8 protein-coding genes and 1 pseudogene are annotated in these 6,096 nt (G+C 61.7%); 4 read left to right on the top strand and 5 right to left on the bottom strand.

What is annotated here, in order from left to right; genetic code table 11:
• Both Q3C01_RS37890 and ykgO read right to left on the bottom strand, forming a co-directional pair.
• Positions 1–581: tetratricopeptide repeat protein (locus tag Q3C01_RS37890; RefSeq protein ID WP_458150404.1), on the bottom strand; the 581-nt coding region annotated here is incomplete at its 3' end.
• A 104-nt stretch (positions 582–685) separates the two neighbouring features.
• The gene (gene ykgO, locus Q3C01_RS37885; protein WP_006611362.1) at positions 686–811 is read right to left on the bottom strand and encodes a type B 50S ribosomal protein L36; all 126 of its coding nucleotides are present in this window, start codon (positions 809–811) and stop codon (positions 686–688) included.
• Between the two features lie 297 nt (positions 812–1,108).
• On the opposite strand from ykgO, the gene Q3C01_RS37880 reads away from it, so the two are divergent.
• From Q3C01_RS37880 to Q3C01_RS37870, 3 genes are read left to right on the top strand one after another with little or no spacing between them, the layout of a single operon-like run.
• Positions 1,109–1,993 (top strand): amidohydrolase family protein, encoded by an 885-nt coding sequence (locus tag Q3C01_RS37880; protein WP_458150403.1) that lies wholly within the window; start codon positions 1,109–1,111, stop codon positions 1,991–1,993.
• Between the two features lie 13 nt (positions 1,994–2,006).
• The gene (locus Q3C01_RS37875; protein ID WP_458150402.1) at positions 2,007–2,747 is read left to right on the top strand and encodes a haloacid dehalogenase type II; all 741 of its coding nucleotides are present in this window, start codon (positions 2,007–2,009) and stop codon (positions 2,745–2,747) included.
• Positions 2,744–3,211 (top strand): YbaK/EbsC family protein, encoded by a 468-nt coding sequence (locus Q3C01_RS37870; RefSeq protein ID WP_458150401.1) that lies wholly within the window; start codon positions 2,744–2,746, stop codon positions 3,209–3,211. The genes Q3C01_RS37875 and Q3C01_RS37870 overlap by 4 nt, the downstream gene beginning before the upstream one ends.
• A 22-nt stretch (positions 3,212–3,233) precedes the next feature.
• Here the strand turns inward: Q3C01_RS37870 and Q3C01_RS37865 are convergent, their stop codons facing one another.
• The gene (locus Q3C01_RS37865; RefSeq protein WP_458150400.1) at positions 3,234–3,587 is read right to left on the bottom strand and encodes a hypothetical protein; all 354 of its coding nucleotides are present in this window, start codon (positions 3,585–3,587) and stop codon (positions 3,234–3,236) included.
• Between the two features lie 353 nt (positions 3,588–3,940).
• Between Q3C01_RS37865 and Q3C01_RS37860 the strand changes: the two genes are divergently transcribed.
• Entirely contained in the window at positions 3,941–4,195 is a 255-nt protein-coding gene (locus tag Q3C01_RS37860) for a hypothetical protein (RefSeq protein ID WP_458150399.1), read from the top strand.
• Between the two features lie 40 nt (positions 4,196–4,235).
• Here the strand turns inward: Q3C01_RS37860 and Q3C01_RS37855 are convergent.
• Together Q3C01_RS37855 and Q3C01_RS37850 are read right to left on the bottom strand one after the other, a co-directional pair.
• A pseudogene (locus Q3C01_RS37855) lies at positions 4,236–4,757 on the bottom strand (REP-associated tyrosine transposase).
• A 351-nt stretch (positions 4,758–5,108) separates the two neighbouring features.
• A complete protein-coding gene (locus Q3C01_RS37850; protein ID WP_458150398.1) occupies positions 5,109–6,047 on the bottom strand; it encodes a LysR family transcriptional regulator in 939 nt (312 codons plus the stop codon).
• Positions 6,048–6,096: the final 49 nt, after the last annotated feature.

Below are 6,096 nucleotides of genomic sequence, written 5' to 3'. Positions count from 1 at the left end.
TTGATGGCGAGCGCCTTGCGGTAGGCATCCAGCGCACGCTTCTCGTCACCGATCTCCTGCATGATCATGCCGAGGCCTGCGAGGGCGCCGAAATGGCGCGGCTCCCGGACCAGCACCTCGCGAATGTCGGCGAGCGACCGGCCATAGTCGTTCTGCATGTAGTAGAGCGTGGCGCGCCGGTTCCAGGCCTCGACATAGTCGGGGCGGAGCTTGATGACCGCATCCAGCAGCTTGATCGCAACGTCGACCTTCTGCGCATCCACGGCAGCCTTGGCCCGCGTCATCAGCAGTGCTGCCGTATCGCTGGGGGTCTGGAGCCAGATCGCCCAGATCCGCGCCTCGACATGCTTGGCGCTGATATCATCGGGCGCCGCCTTCAGCGCGCCAAACAGGAAATCGAGGTTCTTGGTGCGGTCGACCTTGGGCAGCTTGGCCGGCGCCTCGGGAAGCTTCTTCTGCTTTGCAGGCGGGCTTGAGGGATCATCCTGCGCGAAAGCGGGGGCGACGGGGGCGACGACCGTCAGCGCGGCCAGCAGGGCGGCCAGACGGAGCGGATGCGCGGACAAGAATCTCACTGCCATGGTGAAAGTGTAAACGCGCAAAGCCGCCCTTGCATAGCAAGGACGGCGTCAAAGTCGTGTGAGACCGTGGTCTTGCGGGGGCGCGCAGGCCCTCGGCAGGGAACTCAGCCCTGACGAGCCTTGAAGCGGCGCTGCACCTTGTTGATCACATAGACCCGGCCCTTGCGGCGGACCAGGCGGTTGGCGCGGTGGCGACCGCGCAGCGATTTCAGCGAGTTACGGACCTTCATGGCAGAATCCTGAACGTTCGAAAGGCCGTGTTCGGCACTACCGTTTCGGCACGCGCGAATGTGGCAAAATGCGATCTTTCCCGCCGGCGGACCGACCGCCCGGGATGCGGCGGTTCTTAAGGCATGGCGGCAGGTGATGTCAATGTTAACTGCCCCGTTCCGGCCCAGCTAATTCTTGAAAACAACCCCATGCAAAGTAGAAAATGGCCGGATCGGTCCCAATCTCTGCTTCCTGCGACGCCTTGCCAAATTCGTTATATCATATAATCAATTTGGCAACCCGTCCGGAGGAAACCAATGCCCAAGCTGAAGTTGCCCAACATCGACGACGTCGTCGCGATCGACATCCACACCCACGCTGAGGAGCCCTGCGGCTGTCATCCCGACGACGGCTATGACGATTTCCAGGCGCAGATGGCGGAATACTTCAAGTCGCCGAACAAGCATCCGCCGACCGTTCCGGAGACCGCGGCCTACTACCGCTCGAAGAACATCGCCGCCGTGATCTTCCCGGTCGATGCCGAGCGCGAGACCGGCTTCCGCCGCTACAACAATTACGAGATGCTCGAGGCTGCCTCCGAGCATCTCGACGTGCTGATCCCGTTCGTCTCGATCGACCCGCACAAGGGCAAGCTTGGTGTGCGCGAGGCGCGCAAGCTGATCGAGGAATACGGCGTCCGCGGCTTCAAATTCCACCCGACCATGCAGGGTTTCTACGCCAACGACCGCATGGCCTACCCGCTCTACGAAGAGATCAACAATGGCGGCGCGATCGCGCTGTTCCACACCGGCCAGACCGGCGTCGGCTCCGGCATGCCCGGCGGCATGGGGATGCGGCTGAAATATTCCAACCCGATGTACATGGATGACGTGGCGGCGGATTTCCCCGACCTCAAGATCATCCTCGCCCACCCTTCCTTCCCCTGGCAGGAGGAGGCGCTGTCGGTCGCGACCCACAAGCCCAACGTCTATATCGACCTGTCCGGCTGGTCGCCGAAATACTTCCCGCCGATCCTGGTGCGCTATATCAACTCGATCCTGCAGGATAAGATGCTGTTCGGCTCGGACTGGCCGGTGATCACACCGGACCGGTGGCTGGCCGACTTCGCCAAGATCGACATCCGCGACGAGATCCGGCCGAAAGTGTTGAAAGCGAACGCGAGAAAGTTGTTGGGGATCTAGCCAAGGGGTCAACGTGACGATCAAAGCCGTCGTCTTCGACGCCTACGGAACGCTCTACGACGTCCAGTCGGTGGCTGACGTCACCGAGGATGCGTTTCCGGGCTACGGCGAGATCATCACGCAAGTCTGGCGGATCAAGCAGCTCGAATACACCTGGTTGCGCTCGCTGATGCAGCGCTACCAGGATTTTGCCGCAGTCACGCGCGACTCGCTTGCCTATACGCTGCGCGTGCTCGGGCTCGCTTACGAGCGCGAGGCGTTCGAGCGCGTGATCGAGAAATACCTGCATCTCGACCTCTATTCAGATGCGGCCGCCACGCTCGCGGCCTTGAAGCCGCGAAAACTCGCCATCCTCTCCAACGGCAGCCCGGACATGCTCGACGCGCTCGTGCACAACTCCGGTCTCGACAAGCTGCTCGATGCCACGATCAGCGTCGACGCGAAGAAGGTCTTCAAGCCGAGCCCGCAGGCCTATACGTTGATCGGCGAGGTGCTCGGTACGCGTCCCGACGAAGTGTTGTTCATCTCCTCGAACCCGTGGGATGTCGCCGGCGCCAAGGCGTTCGGACTGAACGTCGCCTGGATCGAGCGCGTGACACCGGAAGCCATGGCACTGGCTTGCGTCGAAAGCGATCTCATGGCACCGCTGACGATGTTCAAGGCGATCCGGACCCAGATGGACGAGCTGGGCCTTGCGCCGGATCACCGCGTCCGCTCACTTTCCGAACTGCCCGAGATTGCCGCCCGCCTATGAGCATTCAATCCGTTCGCGACTTCTTCGCCGAGAAAGCCCCAGACATCACCGTGATCGAATCGCCGATCAGCTCGGCGACGGTGCCGCTTGCCGCCGAGGCCTACGGCGTCGAACCCGGCCGTATCGCCAAAACGCTGTCCTTGCGGATCGGCGCGCGCGTCGTCCTGATCGTCGCAAGCGGCACCTCGCGCATGGACAACAAAAAGGTGAAGGCGCAGTTCGGCGGCAAGCCGAAGATGCTGGGGCTCGAAGAGGTCGCCGACATCACCGGCCACGAAGTCGGCGGTGTCTGCCCGTTCGGGCTGAAGGCGCCGCTACCGATCTATTGCGACGTGTCGCTGAAGGCATTCGATATCGTGGTGCCGGCCGCGGGCTCAACCCATAGCGCGGTGCGCATCGCGCCCGACCGGATGGCCGAGCTGGTCAGCGCCGAATGGGTCGACGTCTGCGAGCATAGACCTTAAAGCGCGTTAATCGCCAGACACGCTAGTAGTCGTCATCGTAATAAGGCCGCGGCGGGGGCGCCGCAGGAGGCGGCGGCATATTGTTGTAGCGCGGCGGTGCGGCCCGGCCGCGCGGCAGCACTTGCGGCGGCTGCGCCTGGTTGTTGGTTTCGAAGACGGCCCGGCATCCGCTCGAAAGCTGCGGCGTGTTCTGCCGCAGGCAGGCGACGATGCGATTGACGTCAGGAATCTGATCACTGCACAGGCGCCAGACATCCGGCGTGCAGGCCATCTGTTGTTCCATGGTGCCGCGATATTCCTCGGCTGATACGGCGCTCGCGGCGACCGTGCCGCCGATCGCGAGCACCACTCCGAGCGCTATCGGCCCTGTTCGCATGTCCCGATCCTTCTCATTTTCTCTCAAACGCTCCTCAATCAATGAGGCGCGCGAAGGTTCTGGACCAACAACAAAATGTGAAAGCAGCGATGGAACCTATTCCACCCTGCCGATCTTCTTGACCGCCGCGATCAGCCGCGCGCTGTCGGCCGCAACGAACTGCGAAAACTCCGGCGCATCTTGCCCGCCCAGATATACATCTCGACATCATGTAGCCGATCTCCCTCGCGCCGTTTCCCGCCTGCGGCCGTATCTGTGCATTTGGTGCCAAGCGATGGCAACATTTGCGAACTGTTATCCCTGCATCTCAAAGTGCAGGAACGGATCCCGCCGCGCGTGATTGAATTCGCGGGATGAACGAGATTGGCACGATCGATATTGCGCTGGACGAGATGCTGGTCAATCTCGCCGCCATTGTGCTCCGGCTAGCGAAGCCGGATTTGACGCGAACGCCGGAGGCGCGGCGCGCGCTGGTACTATCAGTCAATCAATATTCAGCCTGTGCCGCGCGCTCGAGCGATCCGCGCGTGCATGAACTGAAGGCGCAGTTGGAAGAAACGCTGAAGCCGAACCTGCGTGTGATCGCCAGCGACGGAGCCAAGTTTTGAGGTGCCGTAGGGTGAGCAAAGCGAAGCGTGCCCACCACTCTTATTCGCCGAATTGCCCCGTGATATCCCGCATGTCCCCTCCCCAATCCGCTGCAAGGACGCCGCACTCAACGTAACGGTGGAAGCTGCTGTAAGACCAATCGCTGACGCGAGACACATGGCCATGTTTCACTGGATTGAAATGGATATAATCGATGTGACGCTCGAGATCCGTGTCATCGCGAATCGCATGTTCCCAATAGCGACGCTGCCAGATGCCTTTTTCGCGCTTGGCAATTTTGCTTGTCGAACTCGGCCGTGAATCCAGGCCTCGCGAAAAGCTGCCCTTGACCAAATTCCATCAGGACGAGAAGTCGGCATCCTCCTCTGGGAGGTCCCAAATGGCGTGCAGATGGTCAGGCAGGATGCAGATCGCCACGGTTTCGAATGGACGGCGCCGCTGAACGGTTCGGTAGGCCTGCCTCAATCGATCAATCTGATCTACCAACAATGTGCTCGAACGATCAGCAAGAACAACGGTGAAGAAGAAAACTTTGCCGGTTGCTCGACGATACTGGGGCACTTGCGATCTTCTCAGCGAAAGTGGTGGGCACGCTTCGCTTTGCCCACCCTACAAGCTAGCTGAAGGCGCAGTTGGAAGAAACGCTGAAGCCGGACCTGCGTGTGATCGCCAGTGACGGAGCCAAGTTTTGAGGTGCCGTAGGGTGGGCAAAGCGAAGCGTGCCCACCACTCTTATTCGCCGAATTGCCCTCGATATCTCGCATGTCGCCGCCCCAATCAGCAGCGATCAATCTGATCGACCAGCAATGCGCTCGAACGATCAACGAGAACAGTTAAGAAGAACACTTTGCCCATCTGAGATCTTCTCACCAAAAGTGGTGGGCACGCTTCGCTTTGTCCACCCTACGAAACCTACTTCGCCTTGATAGCTTTCTTCGCAGCTCCGCGCCTGCATGTGCCCGGCAATTTCGCCGCGAGAAACTCGGCCAGCACCTCGACGCGCGCAGGGCGCGGGCCGCCGGGTGGGGTGACGAGATGCACGGCGCCTTCGGCCTGCTTCCAGTCTTTCAGGATCACCTCTACCTCGCCGGATGTGATGGCCTCACCGACGATGAACTCTGGAAGATCGGCAATGCCGAGACCTGCGAGCAGCGCCGGCATCACGGCCTCGCCATTGTTGACGCGCAACTGCCCCGCTGGGCGCACGCTCGCCTGCTCGCCGGCACTGTTGGTGTAGTGCCAGATGTTTGGCGTGGAGAGATAGGCGTAGCTGAAGCATCTGTGCTCGGCGAGATGCATCGGATGCGTCGGCCGGCCGTGGCGCTTGAGGTACGACGGCGCCGCAACCGTGTAGCGCGGCATGGTGAAGAGCCGCCGCGCGATCAGCGAGGAATCGGGCAGCCGCGCGATGCGCAATGCCGCGTCAAAGCCTTCGCCGATCAGATCGACTGTGGCGTCGCTCAAGTGCAGATCGACCGAGACCTCCGGATAGGTTTGGAAGAACTCCGGCAAGAGCGGCGCGACCGCCTTCACGCCGAAGGTCATGGGCACAGCGAGCCGCACCAGCCCGCGCGGCGCGACCGATTGCGCCAGCGCCTCGTTCTCCGCCGCCTCGCCATCGGCCAGCAGCCGCGTCGCCCGATCGGCGAGCTTGTGGCCGGCGTCGGTCAGCGCGAGCCGCCGCGAGGTACGGTTGAACAGCCGGGCGCCGAGTCGCTCCTCGAGCCGCGTCACCGCCTTGGAGACCGTCGCCTTCGACATCGCAAGCTCGCCGGCGGCGGCCGCAAACGACCGTAATTCCACGACTTTTGCGAAGATTGCGAGCGCCTCGAAATCCGGGAGTTTTGCCATGGGTGCCAGCCTGTAAGTGACGTTTATGGAAACAATGCGTTTCGACAGT

It is taken from the genome of Bradyrhizobium sp. UFLA05-109 (assembly GCF_054185165.1).
This window is presented reverse-complemented; position numbering and strand designations above follow the sequence as displayed.

Coding starts and splice junctions, on each gene's coding strand:
- ykgO (WP_006611362.1), bottom strand. CDS start 811: ATGAAGGTCCGTAACTCGCTGAAATCGCTGCGCGGTCGCCACCGCGCC.
- Q3C01_RS37880 (WP_458150403.1), top strand. CDS start 1,109: ATGCCCAAGCTGAAGTTGCCCAACATCGACGACGTCGTCGCGATCGAC.
- Q3C01_RS37870 (WP_458150401.1), top strand. CDS start 2,744: ATGAGCATTCAATCCGTTCGCGACTTCTTCGCCGAGAAAGCCCCAGAC.
- Q3C01_RS37865 (WP_458150400.1), bottom strand. CDS start 3,587: ATGCGAACAGGGCCGATAGCGCTCGGAGTGGTGCTCGCGATCGGCGGC.
- Q3C01_RS37860 (WP_458150399.1), top strand. CDS start 3,941: ATGAACGAGATTGGCACGATCGATATTGCGCTGGACGAGATGCTGGTC.
- Q3C01_RS37850 (WP_458150398.1), bottom strand. CDS start 6,047: ATGGCAAAACTCCCGGATTTCGAGGCGCTCGCAATCTTCGCAAAAGTC.